Origin of the sequence: Nitratireductor aquibiodomus NL21 = JCM 21793, from assembly GCF_000615975.1 — a bacterium.
GTDB classification, from domain to species: Bacteria; Pseudomonadota; Alphaproteobacteria; order Rhizobiales; family Rhizobiaceae; genus Nitratireductor; species Nitratireductor aquibiodomus.
In genome coordinates this window covers 20,912-38,198 of record NZ_BAMP01000001.1, presented here as the reverse complement: position 1 = coordinate 38,198, position 17,287 = coordinate 20,912, and the positions used below count along the sequence as shown (strand labels likewise).

General features: G+C 60.8%; 21 protein-coding genes. All 21 read left to right on the top strand.

What is annotated here, in order from left to right; all coding sequences use genetic code 11:
- The first annotated feature begins 174 nt into the window (after nucleotides 1-174).
- The 21 genes from JCM21793_RS29860 (at nucleotide 175) to JCM21793_RS00105 (ending at nucleotide 17,205) form a co-directional block, all read left to right on the top strand.
- Nucleotides 175-564: a hypothetical protein gene (locus tag JCM21793_RS29860; RefSeq protein ID WP_244439592.1), complete on the top strand. Its 390-nt coding sequence runs from the start codon at nucleotides 175-177 to the stop codon at nucleotides 562-564.
- Complete coding sequence (locus tag JCM21793_RS00200; protein ID WP_025029088.1) at nucleotides 561-1,895, top strand: MotB family protein; 1,335 nt, start codon at nucleotides 561-563, stop codon at nucleotides 1,893-1,895. The genes JCM21793_RS29860 and JCM21793_RS00200 overlap by 4 nt, the downstream gene beginning before the upstream one ends.
- Entirely contained in the window at nucleotides 1,892-3,172 is a 1,281-nt protein-coding gene (locus JCM21793_RS00195; RefSeq protein ID WP_025029087.1) for a MotC family chemotaxis protein, read from the top strand. The genes JCM21793_RS00200 and JCM21793_RS00195 overlap by 4 nt, the downstream gene beginning before the upstream one ends.
- Nucleotides 3,169-3,552, top strand: a complete 384-nt coding sequence (locus JCM21793_RS29435) for a hypothetical protein (protein WP_162175202.1) — start codon at nucleotides 3,169-3,171, stop codon at nucleotides 3,550-3,552. The genes JCM21793_RS00195 and JCM21793_RS29435 overlap by 4 nt, the downstream gene beginning before the upstream one ends.
- A 194-nt stretch (nucleotides 3,553-3,746) precedes the next feature.
- Nucleotides 3,747-4,445 carry a flagellar hook-length control protein FliK gene (gene fliK / locus JCM21793_RS29430; RefSeq protein WP_162175201.1) on the top strand — a complete coding sequence of 233 codons (699 nt, stop codon included), beginning with the start codon at nucleotides 3,747-3,749 and terminating at the stop codon, nucleotides 4,443-4,445.
- Nucleotides 4,417-4,971, top strand: a complete 555-nt coding sequence (locus JCM21793_RS00180) for a transglycosylase SLT domain-containing protein (RefSeq protein WP_025029085.1) — start codon at nucleotides 4,417-4,419, stop codon at nucleotides 4,969-4,971. The genes fliK and JCM21793_RS00180 overlap by 29 nt, the downstream gene beginning before the upstream one ends.
- A gap of 138 nt (nucleotides 4,972-5,109) precedes the next feature.
- Nucleotides 5,110-5,784, top strand: coding sequence for a response regulator transcription factor (locus JCM21793_RS00175; RefSeq protein WP_007008614.1), 675 nt, complete (start codon nucleotides 5,110-5,112; stop codon nucleotides 5,782-5,784).
- 100 nt (nucleotides 5,785-5,884) lie between these two features.
- Complete coding sequence (locus tag JCM21793_RS00170; RefSeq protein ID WP_007008613.1) at nucleotides 5,885-7,141, top strand: flagellar hook protein FlgE; 1,257 nt, start codon at nucleotides 5,885-5,887, stop codon at nucleotides 7,139-7,141.
- Between the two features lie 37 nt (nucleotides 7,142-7,178).
- Nucleotides 7,179-8,639, top strand: coding sequence for a flagellar hook-associated protein FlgK (gene flgK / locus JCM21793_RS00165; RefSeq protein ID WP_025029084.1), 1,461 nt, complete (start codon nucleotides 7,179-7,181; stop codon nucleotides 8,637-8,639).
- Nucleotides 8,640-8,650: 11 nt separating this feature from the next.
- Complete coding sequence (locus JCM21793_RS00160; RefSeq protein WP_025029083.1) at nucleotides 8,651-9,700, top strand: flagellar hook-associated family protein; 1,050 nt, start codon at nucleotides 8,651-8,653, stop codon at nucleotides 9,698-9,700.
- Nucleotides 9,701-9,732: 32 nt separating this feature from the next.
- Complete coding sequence (flaF, locus tag JCM21793_RS00155; RefSeq protein WP_007008610.1) at nucleotides 9,733-10,083, top strand: flagellar biosynthesis regulator FlaF; 351 nt, start codon at nucleotides 9,733-9,735, stop codon at nucleotides 10,081-10,083.
- Nucleotides 10,080-10,517 carry a flagellar biosynthesis repressor FlbT gene (gene flbT / locus JCM21793_RS00150; protein ID WP_025029082.1) on the top strand — a complete coding sequence of 146 codons (438 nt, stop codon included), beginning with the start codon at nucleotides 10,080-10,082 and terminating at the stop codon, nucleotides 10,515-10,517. Before flaF ends, flbT begins: the two co-directional genes overlap by 4 nt.
- Before the next feature lie 3 nt (nucleotides 10,518-10,520).
- Nucleotides 10,521-10,919 (top strand): flagellar hook assembly protein FlgD, encoded by a 399-nt coding sequence (gene flgD / locus JCM21793_RS00145; protein ID WP_007008608.1) that lies wholly within the window; start codon nucleotides 10,521-10,523, stop codon nucleotides 10,917-10,919.
- A gap of 3 nt (nucleotides 10,920-10,922) precedes the next feature.
- Nucleotides 10,923-11,189, top strand: coding sequence for a flagellar biosynthesis protein FliQ (gene fliQ, locus JCM21793_RS00140; protein WP_007008607.1), 267 nt, complete (start codon nucleotides 10,923-10,925; stop codon nucleotides 11,187-11,189).
- A 98-nt stretch (nucleotides 11,190-11,287) separates the two neighbouring features.
- On the top strand, nucleotides 11,288-13,375 hold the full coding sequence (flhA, locus tag JCM21793_RS00135) for a flagellar biosynthesis protein FlhA (RefSeq protein WP_007008606.1): 2,088 nt from the start codon (nucleotides 11,288-11,290) through the stop codon (nucleotides 13,373-13,375).
- A 48-nt stretch (nucleotides 13,376-13,423) separates the two neighbouring features.
- On the top strand, nucleotides 13,424-14,170 hold the full coding sequence (fliR, locus tag JCM21793_RS00130) for a flagellar biosynthetic protein FliR (RefSeq protein ID WP_025029081.1): 747 nt from the start codon (nucleotides 13,424-13,426) through the stop codon (nucleotides 14,168-14,170).
- A gap of 2 nt (nucleotides 14,171-14,172) precedes the next feature.
- Nucleotides 14,173-14,562 carry a hypothetical protein gene (locus tag JCM21793_RS00125; protein WP_007008604.1) on the top strand — a complete coding sequence of 130 codons (390 nt, stop codon included), beginning with the start codon at nucleotides 14,173-14,175 and terminating at the stop codon, nucleotides 14,560-14,562.
- 60 nt (nucleotides 14,563-14,622) lie between these two features.
- Nucleotides 14,623-15,168, top strand: a complete 546-nt coding sequence (locus JCM21793_RS00120) for a rod-binding protein (protein WP_025029080.1) — start codon at nucleotides 14,623-14,625, stop codon at nucleotides 15,166-15,168.
- A 70-nt stretch (nucleotides 15,169-15,238) separates the two neighbouring features.
- Complete coding sequence (locus JCM21793_RS00115; RefSeq protein ID WP_370671619.1) at nucleotides 15,239-15,604, top strand: hypothetical protein; 366 nt, start codon at nucleotides 15,239-15,241, stop codon at nucleotides 15,602-15,604.
- Nucleotides 15,601-16,116, top strand: coding sequence for a hypothetical protein (locus JCM21793_RS00110; RefSeq protein ID WP_025029078.1), 516 nt, complete (start codon nucleotides 15,601-15,603; stop codon nucleotides 16,114-16,116). The genes JCM21793_RS00115 and JCM21793_RS00110 overlap by 4 nt, the downstream gene beginning before the upstream one ends.
- Before the next feature lie 414 nt (nucleotides 16,117-16,530).
- Nucleotides 16,531-17,205: a MarR family winged helix-turn-helix transcriptional regulator gene (locus tag JCM21793_RS00105; protein ID WP_244423463.1), complete on the top strand. Its 675-nt coding sequence runs from the start codon at nucleotides 16,531-16,533 to the stop codon at nucleotides 17,203-17,205.
- Nucleotides 17,206-17,287 lie beyond the last annotated feature (82 nt).

The window sequence follows — 17,287 nt, the reverse complement described above, 5'->3', positions numbered from 1 at the left end:
CAGCCGTTTCGATGCGCTTCTCGAGACCGGGGAGCCGCCAGCGAAGGAAGCCGTTCGGCCCCTGCAGACACAGGTTGACGAGAGGATCGCGGCGGCGGAAGCCGTGCTAGCGGAGAGGCTCGCGTATGAACATGCCCAGCTCTCGAACAGGAGCGTCAGCGACACGCCGAAGAAATGGAAGCGTTACGCAGGCAGCTCGGTGAGGCTGCTGGGCAGACGATCAACACCCGTTTTGCCGCTCTGGAGGATCAGCTCGTCGCCCTCACCACGCAGGCCACGGCACGTATCCTAGGCGGTGTTCTGACGGATGACCTGCAGAAGCGATCGATTGCCGAACTGGAACGCGTGATACGCAGCGCCATCGACGACCGCGAGACGCTGCGCATCCGCGTGAGCGGCTCACCGGTGTTGTGGGAAAGCCTGAAGGCGGGGCTCGGCGAAGAGGCTCGTCATGTGGATTTCGCGGAAGCGCCCGGCTTCGACATCAGCATCTCGGTTGATGAAGAGCTTTTTGAAACCCGGCTCACCGAGTGGTCGGAAGCACTTGCAGGATTGATCTCATGAGCGTGGCCGAAAACGAGGATCGGGCATCCGAGATCATTATCGTTCGTCGCGGCGGCGGCGGCGAAGACGAGGGCCATCACGGTGGTGCATGGAAGATCGCATTCGCGGATTTCATGACCGCCATGATGTGCTTCTTTCTGGTTATGTGGCTGATCAACGCAACCGACGACGATACGAAAACCGCGCTTGCGAGCTATTTCAACCCCGTGCAGCTCATCGACCGCAACACAAGCAGCAAAGGGCTTGAAGATGTTGATGGTGACCCGGTCGACAGCGCACCGAACGATGTCGAGGACGATGCTCCCGGTGCTCCATCGCAGAACCAGGATCAGACATCCGGACCAATGAGTTTCGAGAACGCTGTCGGCCGCTCGGATATGCAGAAGCTTTCAGACGAAAATCTGTTCTCCGATCCCTATGCCGTTCTCGCAGAAATCGCTTCCAACACCGACACGATGCAGAATGTGTCAGACAGGGGCGATGGCGGCGCGCAGGTCGCGGGCCCGTCCTCGGGCGCCTCCGGCGGTGAATCCTATCGCGATCCGTTCGCCCCGGATTTCTGGTCACAGCAGGTCGCACGGCCACAGATCGGCGTTCAGGGTGACCCCGATAATGCACGCGAAAACCCCGCGGGAAGCGATGTCGACCTCCCAACCAATGGCGAGAATGCCCCACCCGCCGTGTCCAGGGAGGCCCCGGAAACTGACGCGGGAACGGCCATAGCACTGGAACCCGTTCCCGAAGTGGAGCCCATGAAACCGGTTGAACGGGAAGAGCCCAGGCCACAGGAAGAAGTTCCTCCGGCCGAACCGGAAATGGCGAGCACGCAGGAGGCAATGCCGCAGCCCGCCTCTGAGGACGCTGTAAAACGCGGCGAGCAGTTGGCCGAGCAGATCCGCGCTCAACTCGCCGCGCAGTTTGCGGGCACGCCGCTTGAAAGCTCGATTTCGGTCGTCGCAACGGATGAGGGCGTTCTAGTGTCCATCACCGACGATCTTGAAAATGGCATGTTCCCGGTGGGATCGGCAGTGCCTCAGCGTGAACTCGTTCTCGCCATGGACAAAATCGGCCAGACATTGAGCGAGCAGATCGGAAAGGTCAGCGTGCGCGGCCACACCGACGGGCGCCCCTTCCGCAGCGAAACTTATGACAACTGGCGCCTGTCCAGCGCGCGCGCGCAGGCCGCCTATTACATGCTCGTGCGCGGCGGGCTGGATGAAATGCGCATTGAGCAGGTGGCCGGCTTCGCCGACCGCAGGCTGAAGGTGCCGGAAGATCCCTATGCCAGCGCAAACCGCCGCATCGAAATTCTTCTGGAAGTGCCGCGATGAAGGCAGTTGCGAGACTTGCCGCCATTCTGGTGACCGGCTTGTTTCTCGATGCCGGTGCCGAGGCGGCTTCCATGCAGCCCTATCAGATGGTCCGCTCGCTCCAGCGGGTTCAGGATCGGATTGCAGACGGCGATCATGCGGCCCTGCCCATGCAGCAGAAGCTCCTGGGCATCATCGACAACCGCATGCGCAAAGCCGCACCGGACGATTTTTCCGACCCCCGGAACCTGCAGGCGCTGCTCATCTATGGTCTCAGCGGCGGCAATCCCAAGACGCTGGAGCTCCTGTTCTCGAAGCTTTCGCTGAATGCAGATGAAAGCCGGCTCGGCAATGCGATCGTGCGCTATGCGCTGGGCGACTTCGCCGCTGCCCGGTCCGTGCTCCAGGAGATCGATCCCAAGAGCCTCCCGCCGGAAGTGGGGCCACCTGTCGCCCTCGTCAGCGCGACGGTGACGGCAAGGGACAACCCTCTTTTCGCGGTCAGGATGCTTGACGAAGCCAGGCTTCTCAGTCCAGGCACGCTGATAGAGGAGGCGGCCCTGCGCAGAAGCATCCCCTTGGCTGCCGCCCTCGGGGATACCGAGCGGCTTGCCCGCGCGTCCGAACAATATGTCCGGCGTTTCCTGCGCTCACCCTACGCAACGCAGTTTGTCGACACCTTCGTGGCCGCCGTCGTGGAACTGCACGAAACCGTCGATCCGGGCATGGTCGATGACGTTACGGCGCAGATGTCCAGCGAGCAGGCACGAATCGTCTACCTGCGGCTCGCACGCAAGAGTGCCATTGAGGGTTATGAGCGGCTCCTTGCCTTCGCCTCACAAAAGGCCATGGCCCATAGCGAGGGCGCAGACGGTGACAGCGACCCACGGGCCGTTCTCTACGCGAATATGGCTTCCGTCAGTTCGGATAATGTCGACGATGTTCTTGCCGCGCTCAACGGCATCGAACGCGACCGGCTCTCCAGTGCCGACCGGGAACTGCTCGACGCAGCAACCGCCATTGCAAAGGCGGTGCTGGATGAACCCCGTCACACGTCTGCGGTATCCCCGCCCCCCGAGCCGACGCCTGCAGAGGCAGGTCTTCCCGAGGAGGCAGCGATTGAGGACAACGGCATCGTCAAGAACGAACAAAACGCCACCGCGCCCGCATCGCCGGGCACCGACGACCTGGTATTCCCCGGCGATCCGGTGAACGAGGAAGCCGATGGGTACCTGAAAGAAATGCGCAGCAAGCTCGAAGATATCGATGCACTGCTTGAAGAGGAAACCGCGCAATGAACGCCGCTATCAGCCGGAGTTTGCCGACCGGCCCACAGTCACTGGACACAGGTTTGCAGAAGCGCGCCGCCGGCGAGGCTGGTTCCCCCGCGTTCGAGGAAGCCCTCCAGGAAAACCAGAAAGCAAAGGGCGACCCGGAGAGAAAAGCCGGAGACGAAGAAACAGGCTGGCACCCGATACGCTGGACCCTGCCGCATCGAATGGGTGGGCAGGAGGGGCCCCGCGCGACGAAGAGCAGCCGGCCGACGGCATTGAAATTTCGCTTCCGGAAGACCATCCCTCCGATCAGATGCGCGCCACCTCGCCTGAAGCCGGCGTCAGGCCAACACCCGTGGCTGCAGATCCTGAAGCGGTTGAGGACGACGGCAAACAGGCGCTGAACGGTGAAAGCAGGGCCGCGCAGGCCAATGGAGCGCCAAACGCTGCCCCTCCAGCCTCAGAACATGCTGCAGCTGCACCTCACGCTGCAGCCGGGCAGCCGTCACCCCAGGCAAATGAACGGCCCCGGGAGCGCACGGCTACGGCAGCCCCGGGCAGGCCTGAACGCCCCGCTCCCGAAACCGCACAGGCGGCAGTGAAAGCAAATGCCTCCGCAGCCGAAAAGCCGGCCGCAGGAGCCGTCGAGCAGCAGCCTGGCCATTCTGGAAAACCCGAGGCGACGCAGCGTGTCGCTGGCGGCAACAGTAGCGATGGGTTGCTGCGTGACAACGCCCAGCAGCACCAGCAACCTGAAATCCGCGTGGTTTCCATCCAGCGCGCACCCGCACCCGCCCCTGTGGCCGGCGGCGAGCAGACACCTCTTGCCCCGCGCGCCGGCACCAGCGAAGCCGCACATCTGCAAACCGGTCAGCAGGGCGAGGCCGGGCGCATGGTGCAGACGTTGAAGATTCAGCTCCAGCCGGCCGAACTCGGGATGGTGACAGCCCGGCTGCGCATCGTTGGAGAGCAACTGACCGTGGACCTGCAGGTGGAAAACACCGAAGCGCGCCATCGTCTCAGCACCGACAGCGATTCCATCGTCAAGGCGCTGCGCTCGCTCGGCTACGATATTGACCGGGTCACGGTGCAGCAGTCCGCGTCCAGTGGTCAAAGCAACACCGCAACCGGCGGCAACACACGCGATGGGGCGTTCCAGTCCATGAGCGATGGCCGGGGCGAAGGCGACCCCTCACGCGGAGCTGGCGGGGAACGCTCACCCCGAGAGCAGGCTGGCCGCGACGGAAGACAGGCGCAGGATACCGCCGATGCGGCGCAGAACGGCCTTTATATTTAGCCTCTTCATGCTCGCGGGAGACGCGCAGGCAGCTGGCAACGCCTGCGAGGGCGAAATCCTCCGCGCGGCGGAACGCTATGAGGTTCCGCCCGGTATTCTCTACGCTGTCGGGCTCACGGAGACCGGCGTGAAGGGAAGCCTGCAGCCTTACGCTCTCAACATTGAAGGCAAGGCCGTCTTCGCCCGCAGCGCGGGTGAAGCGATCCGCACCTTCGAGCGGGCACGCGGCGAGGGCAAGAAACTCATTGATCTTGGATGCATGCAGATCAACCACCACTACCATGGCGATCAATTTCGAAATCTAGGATCCATGCTGGACCCGCGTCAGAATGTCGACTACGCGGCCCGGTTTCTGGTTCAGCTAAAGCGGCGGCACGGCTCCTGGTCAATGGCCGTGGCACGCTATCACGCCGGCCCTGACAACGATCCGGCGCAGAAGCGCTATGTCTGCCGGGTGATCACCAACATGGTCACAACGGGCTTCGGTGCGTGGACACCCGAGGCACGCAGTTTCTGCAACCATTAATTGAATTTATTGATTTCCTTGAGCTGAAAAGCATCCATACAGCGACTCCCCAATATTGACTCCTGAGATTTCATGGTTGTGTGCGATTCGCCCGACCAGTTACCACTTGATACATAAGTTGATTCGGAGGGCGGGCCGTTGATTGTCGTGATAGACGAGCGTGAGCTGGTGACTGAAGGTTATCACTCACTTTTCAATCGTGAGGGGGTTGCGAGCGCGGGCTTCGCACCGGATGAATTCGGCGAATGGGTCGAAACGGTCGCCGACGAAGAACTGAAGGCCGTCAGTGCTTTCCTGCTCGGCCAGTGCGAAGAGGGCGACATTCGCGCCCAGCGCATTCGCGAACGTTCGGCAGCACCGCTGATCGCACTCAGCGAACGCAATTCGCTCGATGACACACTGCGCATGTTCGAGTGGGGTGTCGACGATGTCGTGCGCAAACCGGTGCACATCCGCGAAATTCTGGCACGCATCACGGCGATCCGCCGCCGGGCCCAGCAGGAAGCCGCGACATTTACCGAAATCGGTGCCATGCGCATCTACTTTGACGGACGCGATCCGGAAATCGAGGGGCAACCACTTCCCCTGCCGCGCCGCGAACGTCGCATCCTGGAATATCTGGCGAGCAACCCGACGCGCCGGGTCACGAAGACCCAGATCTTCAATGCCATCTACGGCATCTTCGACGAGGACGTCGAAGAGAATGTGGTCGAAAGCCACATCAGCAAACTGCGCAAGAAACTGCGCGAAAAACTCGGTTTCGACCCGATCGATTCCAAACGCTACCTCGGCTATCGGCTGGCGGATACATAATCCGCCGGCTTTTTTCCTTCAGAACACGCCACCACCAGTTTCACGCAAGTCACGTCTCCTACCTTGGCCGTGATCGGCGCAGACTACGAGGAGACTTCCGATGGGCCTTTATGGCATGATGCGTACCGGCGTTTCCGGCATGGCGGCACAATCCAACCGATTGTCCACCGTTGCCGACAACATCGCCAATTCCAGCACCAACGGTTACAAGCGCGCGAAGGCCGAATTTTCCTCGCTTGTCCTGCCGTCCTCTGGCGGCTCGTACAATTCGGGCGGTGTCACGACATCGATCCGCTATGAAATTTCCAAGTCCGGCCCGCTGCAATACACCACGTCGGGAACGGACCTTGCCATCGAAGGCAACGGCTTCTTCGTCGTCCAGGGCACCAACGGTCAGCCATTCCTCACCCGTGCCGGCTCTTTCGTGCCGAACGCTGACGGCGAACTCGTCAATGCCGCTGGCTACAAGCTCATGGGGTACAGCTACGCCAATGGCGTTCCCGCTGTCACCGCAAACGGGTATGCGGGTCTTGAAACCGTGACGATCGCGCAGTCGGAGCTGGTGGCGACGCCATCGCGCAATGGCTCGCTCACGGCCAACCTCCCGGCAGGCTCAGATGTGGTCGCCGCTGCGGACCTGCCGTCCGCCAACGCAGCCACGGCACAGTACACGCACAAGACATCGCTCGTGGCCTACGACAATCTCGGCGGCAAGCAGTTGCTCGACGTCTACATGACAAAGACCGGCGCGGACACCTGGGAAGTCACCGTCTACGACCGCGCGGATGCCGCGCCTGATACGTCGTTCCCCTATGCCAACCCGCCGCTGGCCACGACCACGCTCACCTTCGACCCGACCAACGGCAAACTCGCCGGCGGCAGCCCGACGGACATCTCCCTGACCGTACCAGGCGGCGACACGCTGACGATTGATATGTCGGACATGACGCAGCTCGACACGGACTTCTCGGTCACCGGCAAGGTAGACGGAAGCGCACCCTACGCCATCGACAGCGTCGAGATTTCGGAGGACGGCACAGTCTTCGCTCAATATGCGGACGGATCGCGGCGCGCACTCTACCGCATTCCGCTCGCGACCGTGCAGAGCCCGGACCAGTTGAAGGTCATCACCGGCAACGTCTTTTCCGAAAGTGCAGACTCGGGCGGTGTGCAACTGGGCTTCTCGGGAAGCGGCGGCCTTGGAAAGGTAACGCCGGGCGCGGTGGAGCGGTCCAATGTGGACATCGCCACAGAGCTTACGGACATGATCGAGGCTCAGCGCAACTACACGGCCAATTCCAAGTCATTCCAGACCGGTTCCGAGCTGATGGAACTCCTGGTCAATCTGAAGCGATAAGCGTGGGTTTCCGGAACGGGGGAGTGGAAGAACGTAAATGTCACTGACATCTGCACTGAACATCGCGCAGACGGCGCTTTTCAACACCTCGCGCCAGACCTCTGTCGTCTCTCGCAACGTTTCGGAAGCCAGCAACCCGGACTACGCGCATCGCAGCGCGCTTCTGTCCAGCATGGCTCCCGGCGCGCGCGTCGTCCAGATCCGACGCGCCGCCGATGAAGTTCTCTTCCGGCAAAATCTCTTCGCAATTTCCGCATGGCAGGGCCAGAAGGCCATGTCCGGCGGGCTCGATACGATGCGCCTGACAGTCAATGGCGTCGAGGACGCGAACGCGCCTGCTACCGCCATCAGCAAGTTGCAGGAGGCGCTGCAGCTCTATGCAGGCACCCCCTCCAACGCAACACTCGCCGAAAGCGCGGTGCAGGCGGCACATCAGGTGGTGCGTTCGCTCAATGACGGTGCGGGCGCAGTGCAAAACTTCAGAGCCGATGCCGATCGCGACATCGCAACGGCCGTGGATGACCTCAACTATCTTCTGGGCGAGTTCGAGACCGTCAATACGGAGGTCGTGAACGGGACACGTTCCGGGCGCGACGTTTCGGATGCGCTGGATCGCCGGGATGCACTCCTCAAGAAGATTTCGGAATATGTGGCCATCTCGACCACGACGCGCTCCGGAAACGACATGGTGATTGTCACCGCTGACGGAGCAACGCTGTTCGAGACAATTCCCCGGCCCGTCACATTCACCCCGAACACGAGCTATGGTCCGGGAACGACCGGCAATTCGGTCTATGTCGACGGCGTGCCCCTGGTGCCGGGTGTTGGTGGCAACACCAGCGCAAAGGGCTCCATCGCAGCTTCCCTTCAGTTGCGCGACGAGACCGCGCTGCAGATGCAGCGCCAGCTCGACGAGGTTGCACGCGGCCTGATCACGGCATTTGCGGAGACCGATCCGAGCGGCACACTCCCGGATATGGCCGGCCTGTTCAGCTGGGCCGGCGGGCCCGGCATCCCGCCGGCGGGCACCCTGATTGACGGCCTGGCCGGTGCGATCCGCGTGAACGCTGCGTTCGACAAGAATGCAGGTGGCGACCCGTCACTGTTAAGGGATGGCGGTGCCAATGGCGCGGCCTATCTGCACAACACAACCGGCGCGGCTTCATTCTCGGATCTGCTCCTGCGCTACTCCGAACGCCTTGACGAACCCATGACGTTCGACCCGCTGGCCGGTCTCGACACGAACCGCAGCGTAACGGCCTTTTCGTTCGATTCCGTCAGCTGGCTGGAAGCAAACCGCAAACAGGCTGCAAGCGGTGCGGAAGGCAAGGAAGCGCTCGCCGTGCGCACGGCAACCGCACTCTCCAACGCAACCGGCGTGAATGTCGACAACGAGATGGCACTGCTGCTCGATCTCGAAAACGCCTATGAGGCATCAGCGCGGCTGATCTCGGTGATAGACGAAATGCTGTCCACCTTGCTGCAGGCAACCCGGTAGAGAGACCGAACATGAAAACCTCCTTCATCTCGTCGCTGGCCATGTCGCAGACGCTGCGCTACCAGACCATGCGCATGCAGGCCGAGCTTGCCGAGAGCCTGAAGGAATCGCAGACCGGACGCCACTCGGACGTCGGCATCGCCCTTGGCGCACACGCTGGCCGCAACCTGTCGATGAACCGCAACATCGATCGTCTGAACGGGCTGATCGACGCCAACGCAATCGCAGCAAATCGTCTTTCGGCAACGCAGAACGCAATGACCCAGCTTGGCGATATGGGGCAAAGTCTCCTTGCCTCGCTGACCGCGGCGAAATCGGACATCGACCAGGTCTCCGTTTCGCGGGGTGAAGCCGAACGCGTGCTCAAGACGATGACCGGCATCCTCAACAGCAATCTGAACGGCGAGTATCTGTTTGCGGGCATCAACACGGACGTGAAGCCGGTGGCAGATTTTCACGATCCTGCCTCCCCGGCCAAAGCCGCCTTCGATGCGGCATTCGTGGCAAAATTCGGTTTCACACAGAATGATCCGGCGGCTGCAAACATCAGCGCGGTCGATATGGATGACTTCCTGACAAACTATGTGGAATCCCAGTTCATCGGACCGGGATGGGAGACCAACTGGTCGAGCGCATCCAACCAGAAAATCACCAGCCGCATCACCCTGAACGAGACCGCCGAAACCTCGCTCACGGCAAATGAAACCGGTATACGCAAACTGGCCATGGTCGCGGCCACGATCTCCGATCTGCTCAGCGGGCCGCTCGGCGAGGAGGCCCGTAACGTCCTGTACGACAGGTCGCTCACGCTTGTGGGAGAAGCGATCGCTGACATCGCCGGTGCGCAGGCCGAGGCCGGCATCGTCGAAAACCGCGTCTCGGACGCGAGCGCGCGTATTTCATCTCAGGTCGATCTGTTCAAGACCCTCATCAAGGACAGCGAAGGCATCGATCCTTATGAGGCGGCGACACGGGTCAACGATCTGAGAGCGCAGCTCGATGCCTCATACGCACTGACAGCCCGGCTCCAGCAACTCAGCCTCTTGAACTATCTGCGATAACAGACAGCCGGAACCAAACGAACGGGAAGCACATGTACCAGTTTTCCTACAGCGAAGTTCAGACAGACTCGCTCGCCGACGCCCGAGATCGGGAGGAACAGGTTCTAAGCCGTTCAATCGATCTCCTCCAGGCCGCGCGCGAAAAGGGTGTGAACTCGCAGGAAGCCGTCGAGGCAATCCATTTCATGATCCGCGTCTGGACTGCCTTCATCGACGATCTCGGCAATCCGGAAAACGAGCTTCCCAAGGAGCTCAGGGCCAATCTGATTTCCATCGGTTTATGGCTTTTGCGGGAAGGCGAAGAGGTTCGTCAGGGAAGATCGCAGAACCTTGATGGGCTGATCGAGGTGTCGCAGATCATCCGCGACGGCATTCAGCAATGAGCACGTTAAAAATATCACTCAAGGCGAACGAGAAGATCTACGTCAACGGCGCGGTCATCAAGACCGATCGAAAGGTCACGCTGGAGTTTCTGAACAATGTCCAGTTCCTGCTTGAGAACCATGTTCTCCAGGCAGAAGAGGCACGGACGCCGCTGCGGCAGCTGTATTTCACGGTACAGATCATGCTGATCACGCCGGACAATGCAGACGACGCGCGCCGTCTCTTCAGTCAACTCCTGCCCAGGCTCCTCAACAGCTTCACCAGTGAGCGCATTCGTGCCGGGCTGAAGCATGTCGAGGAGCTTGTGGCCAACGGCCAGGTTTATGACGCGCTGAAGGAAATTCGTGCGCTCTATCCTGTCGAAGACGAAATCATGATCCAGAAAACAGGAGCGGCGGAGAGCCAGCCGGTCGCCGCCGTTGCAGGAAAGTAAGCCATGAACGTTGAAGCAGCATCGGGCGCAAAGACCTACGGCAACGGAACGCAGCAGGTCGCCGCACCGCAGACGGTGGACTATCAGGCATTCCTTCGCCTGCTGGTGGCCGAGATGAAAAACCAGGATCCCACGAGCCCGATGGAATCCACCGATTATGTGGCGCAGCTCGCCACGTTCTCGCAGGTGGAGCAGTCGGTGCAGGCCAATGCCAAGCTTGACCAGATCCTGCAGGCGTCCGCACTTGCGCAGGCCGGCAGCCTAGTTGGCCGCGAGATCACGTCCGCCGATGGCGAGACCACCGGCAAGGTCGCTGAAGTCCGTCTTTACAGCGATGGTGTCATGGCCATTCTGGAAAGCGGCGACAAGATCCCCGTCGGACCCGGCGTCATAATCCGTTAGACAATGAACGAAGCCGACGCCCTCGATATCGTCCAGTATGCGATCTGGACCGTCTTGGTGGCCTCCAGCCCCGCGGTCATCGTCGCCATGGTGGTCGGCGTCGGCATCGCGCTTGTGCAGGCGCTGACACAGGTGCAGGAAATCACCCTCACCTTCGTTCCCAAGATCGTGGCAATCCTCGTTGCGGTTGCCTTTTCGGCACCCTTCGTCGCCTCGCAGATTTCCGGTTTCAGCAACGTCATCTTTCAGCGCATCGAAGGCGGCTTCTGACCTCTTCCCGCGCCACTCTCCTCTTTCGCGCAAGCTTGACGCGCTAGCGTCAGCGCGCGGGCGTGCAAACGCGTCCTGAATCGAGTGGGAAGACCGGCATGGCGTTGAGCGAAGCAATCACGGGCGCAGAGACCAGAAAACACGGCCGCGACATCGGCTTTGCCGTCGGCATTGTCATCATTCTGGCGGTGCTCTTCCTGCCCATCCCGGCCTTTCTGATCGACGTCGGCCTCGCGTTTTCGATCGCGCTTTCGGTGCTGATCCTGATGGTCGCGCTGTGGATTCAGAGGCCACTGGATTTCTCCTCTTTCCCCACAATCCTGCTCATTGCGACGATGCTGCGCCTTTCGCTCAACATCGCCACGACGCGCGTGATCCTTTCGGAAGGACATGAGGGGGCGAACGCGGCAGGCTACGTGATCGGTGGTTTCTCGCGCATGGTGATGAGCGGCGATTTCGTCATCGGCCTGATCGTCTTCATGATCCTGGTGGTGGTGAACTTCGTCGTCATCACCAAGGGTTCGACGCGTATAGCCGAGGTTGGCGCCCGCTTCACCCTCGACGCCATTCCCGGCAAGCAGATGTCCATCGATGCCGATCTTTCCGCCGGTACGATCGACGATAAGGAAGCCCAGCGCCGGCGCGCCGAACTGGAAGAGGAAAGCTCCTTCTTCGGCGCCATGGACGGCGCCTCCAAATTCGTACGCGGCGATGCCATCGCCGGCCTCATCATCACCGCCATCAACATCGTCGGCGGCATTGCCATCGGCTACGCGCGCCACGACATGAGCATCGGCGAAGCGGCGGATGTCTTCACCAAACTTTCCGTGGGCGACGGCCTTGTCTCGCAGATTCCGGCTCTCATCGTGTCACTGGCGGCCGGCCTTCTGGTCTCCAAGGGCGGCACGCGCGGTTCCGCCGATCAGGCCGTGTTCGGGCAGCTCAGCGCCTATCCGCGCGCGCTCTTCGTTGCCGCGATGCTCCTGACCGTGCTCGGCCTTGTACCCGGTCTCCCCTTCCTGCCCTTTGTGGCATTGGCCGGCGCCATGGCCGGGATCGGCTATGCGCTGCCACGGCGGGCGCGCCAAAGGCAGGAGAAGCACAACGAGGCACAGAGACAGGAGCAGCTTTCTCAGGAAGAGGAAGAACGCAACTCCGTCAAATCATCGCTGAAAACCGCAGAGATCGAGCTTCTCATCGGCAAACAGCTTTCGACGCGGCTTCTGGCATCGCATCAGGAACTCGCCTACCGGATGGGCAAGATGCGCAAGAAATTCGCCGCGCAATACGGTTTCGTGGTGCCCGAGGTGCGGCTGACCGACGATTATTCGATCCCGCCAAAGAGCTACCGCATCAAGATCCATGGCACGGTGGTTACCGAATACCAGATGCGCGTGGGAGAACTGCTCGTTCTGGTCGGCAACAACCGCATGCCCGACATCCCCGGCGAGGAGGTCAAGGAACCCGCCTTTGGCATGCGCGCCTTCTCGGTACCGGAAATGTTCGCTGACGACCTGAAACGCGAGCGCTACGCCTTCGCCGACAACATGTCTGTGCTGCTCACCCATCTGAGCGAAGTGATCCGCAACAACCTGCCGCAGCTCCTCTCCTACAAGGACATGAAGGCGCTCATTGAGCGGCTCGACCCCGAATATCGTAAGCTTGCCGACGAAATCTGCTCCTCGCACATCACCTATCCGGGCCTGCAGGCGGTGCTGAAGCTGCTCCTGGCCGAGCGCGTGTCGATCCGCAACCTGCACCTTATCATCGAGGCCATCGCCGAGATCGCGCCGCATATCCGCCGCACGGAGCAGATCGTGGAGCATGTGCGCATTCGCATGGCACAGCAGATCTGCGGCGACCTGACCGAGGGCAACACACTCAAGGTGCTGCGGCTCGGCGGCCGATGGGACCTCGCCTTTCACCAGGCACTCAAGCGCGATGCCAAGGGCGAAATCCGCGAGTTCGACATCGACCCACGTCAGCTCGAGGAGTTTGGTCAGGAAGCGAGCACCGCCATCCGCAAGCATCTTGATGCCGGCGAACGCTTTGTGCTTGTCACCGCGCCGGAGGCGCGCCCCTATGTACGCATGATCACCGAACGGCTTTTCCCGACGCTGCCGGTGCTAAGCCATGTTGAGATGGCAAAGGGCGTCGAACTCAGCGTATTGGGTTCGATTTCCTGATGCGCGTCGCCCGCCTCCTGAAAGTGACCGCGGCGGTGGCCTGACGCCATGCTCGAAACCCCGCTTCTGGCAGCCTTTCTCGCCTTTTGCCGCATCGGCGGATGCTTCCTGTTTATGCCGGGGCTTTCGAGCGTGCGCGTGCCGATGCAGGTGCGCCTGTTCGTGGCGGTGGCGGCAACACTCGCCATGCTCGCACATCTGTGGGACCTGATCACGCCGCATGTCTCCAGTGAGCCTGGTCCACTGTTCCTGCTCATTGCCTCGGAACTGGCCATAGGAGCGCTGATCGGCCTCATTGCGCGTCTCTACGTGCTGTCGCTTCAGTTCATCGGCACATCCATGGCGATGTTTTCCGGCTTCGGCATGGCGGCAGGCGGTACCGCCATTGAGGAGGCGGAAGCACAGCCGCCCCTGACCGCACTCATTTCGCTGTCAGCCCTGATGCTGCTTTTCGTTCTCGATTTCCACCATCAGATCATTCGCGCACTTGTGGTCTCCTACGAGCTTGCCCCGATCGAAAGCCTGTTCGATCCGCAGGCGGCACTGACCGACATCACCGACACGCTGTCCGACGCATTCTTCGTGATGATCCGGCTTGGCAGCCCGTTCCTGGCCTATGCCATCCTGGTGAACCTCGCCATCGGCTTCATCAACAAGCTCACGCCGCAGATTCCGATCTACTTCATCTCCCTGCCTTTCGTGATCGCCGGTGGCACCATTCTTCTCTACTTCGCCATTCCCTCGCTCCTCGGGCTCTTTGCCGAGGGCTTCTTCCCGATCTTCGAAGGGCGCTAGCGATGCCGACACCCCGCCAGAAGCGCCTGCAGAAACTGGTTCTGGTGATGCAACGCCTCAAGGATTTCCATCAGGCACAGCACGCCGCGCACATGGCCGAAGCCGCTGCCGCTCGGGACGAGGCAAGAACCATCACCGAAACGCTCGACAGCGGCACCGCCATGACCGCATTGTTTCCCGAGCTCTACCACCGCCGTGTTGCCAGCGCGCTCGAGCGCAGCCGCACAAGTGCCGATCGCGCCCGGCAGGAGGCCCAGAGCATCATGCAGGCGGATGCACGCAGCAACGCGCTCGCCCGCGCCTACCGCGAAGCCGCTGATCTCGAAGAACGCAGCGCCGCCGACAAGGAGCGTCTGGAGTTTATCGAACGCCGCAGGACAAACGGAGCTTAAGCCTCCCACAAGCTTGTTCTGTGAATATGTCCCTCACAGACACGAACGATGGAGGACGCCTTGGCGATATCGCCTCCCGGCGACATTGTCCTGAACGTGGCGCGCGCCGCCGACCCCGCCAAAGCCGCAGCCGCCAGAGAGCGGCTCCAGGCAAAGTCGGGTGCGACCGCCAGCTTCTCGGCAGTGTTCGACAACCAGCCCGTCGGCACCACGAAGGTCAGCGTGAACGCCCCCTCCGATGTCGAAAAGAAGTTCGAGGCGATGGTGCTGCAGAACTTCATGCAATCGCTTCTGCCCGAGGAAACCTCCGCCGTTTACGGCGAGGGCCTTGCCGGCGAAATGTGGCGCTCCATGCTGGCACAGCAGTTAAGCGAGACGCTGGCTGAAAAAGGCGGCATCGGCATCGCCCGCAACGTCCTGCGCGACTACACGGTTGAAAACGAAAAGCCAGTGCCCGTGGGCGCCGTCTCTCAGACGCCCGAACAGGAGGCGATCGGCAGGCGAACACTTCTTTCCACCGCCATGGTCGAGGAAATCGAGCGACACGCCGCGAAAACGCTGGGCGTAAACACTGCACCGTCGTCCAGCCGCGACGAAGAGAGCTGAAGTTCAGAAACGGAACGAAACCATGTATGATATGACCTCCGCAGCCCACTCCGAAAATGCCTCTCTGGCTATGAGCCAGCACGGCGGCGCAAGCGCCCTGGCAATCATGCGCCGCATTGAGGAGACCATCGATGCCGAGACGGCTGCGATCCGCAATGATCCTGCCTTCGACCTCAAGGCTTCCAATGCACGCAAGAGCCGCCACCTCTACGAGCTCACCCGCGCGCTCAAAGGAGCCAACGAGGGCGGTCTTGCCAGTGCGCACCGCGACGCCCTTATCCGCCTGCGCGACAAGCTCGCCGACAACGAAGCCACCATCCGCGCGCATATGGGCGCAGTGAATGAGGTCGCCGATCTGCTTCAGGACGCCATCCAGCGCGCCCAGACGGACGGCACCTACTCTCAGCAGGAATTCGGGCAGGCCTCGCCAGCATGATCAAGTTCGTCTTCGCCGCCCTCTGGATCTGCGCCGTGACGGTCGGAACGATGCTTTATTCGTTCCAGTTCTCACAGGCCAAGATCAGTGCCGAGCCACCGCCTGCATTCTTCGGCGGTCTCGACTATGTGAGCACCGATGTCATATCGGTGCCGGTCATCAAGGCCGGGACGGTGGACGGCTACTTTCTGACCCGCCTCTCCTACTCGGTCGATTCCAAGAAGCTGCCTGCCCTGAGCATTCCGGTGGAGACGATGCTGGTGGATGAAATCTACTCCCATCTCTATGCGAATCCGGCGATCGACTACGCCAGCGAGAATGGGTTCGATGTCGCCGCCTTCCGCGACGGCCTGCGCGAGAGTATCAACAAACGTGTGGGCGAAAAGCTCATCCATGAAGTTTTCATCGAACAGGCCGACTATCTCTCGAAGGCCGAGATCCGTGACAAGACCGCGCGCAGCCGCCTTGGGCCAGCCGACGCGGCACCCGCACCGCAGAAGAACGCTCACTAGATCGCCGTGCGTCCGTCGGGACGCACAAAGGACGATCTAATCTATTGATGGAGCATCGAAACAATCCAAAATCCGGAGTCCACTTTTCGGTCCGACGTTTTAGGGCCGGTCAACGCTTACACGAAATGGGGAAGCGACCCGAATTTCAGGCACTCACGCCTCCGCTTTCATCTTCCTGGCTCTCGTTGACCATCGGGTTTACGCTCCGACCCGGACCATAAACCGAGCAAAATGGTCAGGCCCGATAATCGTTTGCATATTTATAAAAATATAAATTTGGATGTTTGAAAAAATATCTCCCATAAAGATTATATCGAGAAATAGAAGGCGAATAAAACCTGCTTTCTGAGAACTTTTGTATCTCTACGCCTCATTCCTGTCCAAAATCGATTTGTTTAATGTGGATATAAGGCGTTGCCTTATACGGCCAACGTATGCAAACAGTCTTTCGCTACTGCATTTATCTCGCCATTTTTCGGTAGAGACGCGGAGCGCTGTTTCGACGCTGCGATTTGCGCGGGCCGAAAGAGTATAGTTTGGAGATTTACAGTGACGATGACCCAGCCCTCGGTCGATATTTCCGCCCGGACACCGGACAAAGATTATCTTGATGTCTTTGATACAAATGCAAACAGCCACTGCTTACCGCTTCTGGCGACAGCCATCGGGTACAAGCTGCGCCGCGCTCAGCTTGCCGTGTTTCAGGATTTTCAGAAATCGTTCGCCTGCGTAAAGCTGCGGCCAACGGAATTTGCAGTGCTTTCCCTGATCGCCACCAACCCCGGTCAAAAGCAGACCGAAGTAGCGGAGCAGCTCGGCATCAAACGCGCGAATTTCGTTGCACTTATGGATTGCCTGGAAACCCGCGGCCTCGCCGAGCGCCGCAAGGGTGACATTGACCGCCGCTCGCACTCGCTTCACCTCACCGCGAAGGGCTCGGATTTTATCGCCGAGATATCCAAGCTGTGGGCGCAGCACGAGAAGCGGATCATTGAAAGACTGGGCGGAGAAGAGAACCGAGACGCTCTGATCGCACTCCTCGACCGTCTGCTTGCCGGCAAGAAGAGAACCCCGATCCCGCGTCGTTAAAGCCAACAAAGACGTTGACGTAAACGTCAACTAACGTCTAGTGTCGGCCATCGGCAACGCGTGCCTCGCACGGGTGAAGCCA